This is a genomic window from Lentzea sp. NPDC060358 (assembly GCF_042725365.1).
Classification (GTDB): domain Bacteria; phylum Actinomycetota; class Actinomycetes; order Mycobacteriales; family Pseudonocardiaceae; genus Lentzea.
The window spans coordinates 1-1,111 of sequence record NZ_JBHXCW010000501.1; the positions used below are offsets into that span (position 1 = coordinate 1).

Consider the following 1,111-nt stretch of genomic DNA (forward strand, 5'->3'; position numbering starts at 1 on the left):
GCAGCGGGTCGCGTACCCCTTCGGCGACCTCGCGGTTCAGCCGCTCCTCCCAGATCCGCGGCGTGGCCGTCAGATACAGCCGGCGGTACGCGGGGATGACGGTCTGGTCGTGGATGCCAGCCCACGCCTTCCCCATTGAGCCACTTGTTCTGTGGGCCTCATCAACCACCGCGAGGTCTACAGGATCAAGTTTCTGGCCGTAAGCACCCTCGAAGGCCTCGGCCAGGACACCCAGGCTGGCGTAGGTGGCGTAGATCGTCACGGGCCCTGTCCCGTGCCACAGCGCCAGCTGCACGGGGTTCGTCGTGGCGCGCACCTTCAGGCTCCACAGCCCCGGGTCGTCCTGGAGCGAACACACGGCAACCGCCGGCCCCTTGTGCCCGACCCGGTGCCACTCCTTGACCGTTTGCGTCAGAAGATCCAGGGTCGGCACCAGCACGAGAATGCGCCCTTTTGAAAGCATTTCGCGCGCAGCGAATGCGGCAGTGATGGTCTTTCCTGTGCCGCACGCGGAAATTACTTGCCCACGCAGACCGTTGGCCGGAATGCCTCCGGGAGGGACATCGAGACCGCGACGAATGGCGTCAACAGTCTCAATCTGGTGTGCGCGCAGATCGCTTTTCTTCATGACCACAGGAAAATAGCTCCTTCTTTCAGAATGTAGCGCGCAATCAGAAAGGAAAGTCCGACACGGGTGGAGTCGTAAGCCGGGATGGCGGTGTCTATGACCAAACTCTACACAGTCAACACACATGATGCATCACTCACGGCACAGGTTCACCTGCAGACTGATGCCTGACTTGACCTCACCCCGCACGATCGGTTCGCGCAGTATGATGGCGGGGCCATGATGAGCACGTCAGGGTGGGTTGAACAGTAAGGGAGGGGTTCGGGTGGAGCGTAGCGGAGCCCATCACTGCGGTGGGCCGGCACCCCGTCAAGCCGATGGACCGTCACTCTCGTTGCGGGGGTGATAGCTGGGATTCCCAAGCCCTACACAGGCCCGCGCGTGATGCACCCCCTTACCGCCAGCCTCGGCGACCGCGCTTGCGCGGGTGCCCGCAATTCGCGCTTGCGCGAATTACCCTGTCTTTTGAATTCCGCTTGCGGA

1 protein-coding gene is annotated in these 1,111 nt (G+C 62.6%); it reads right to left on the bottom strand.

Annotated elements, in window-relative coordinates; translation table 11 throughout:
* The coding region (locus ACFWGZ_RS41180; RefSeq protein ID WP_382457006.1) for a DEAD/DEAH box helicase family protein at positions 1–628 on the bottom strand (628 nt) is incomplete at its 3' end.
* Between the last annotated feature and the right edge of the window lie 483 nt (positions 629–1,111).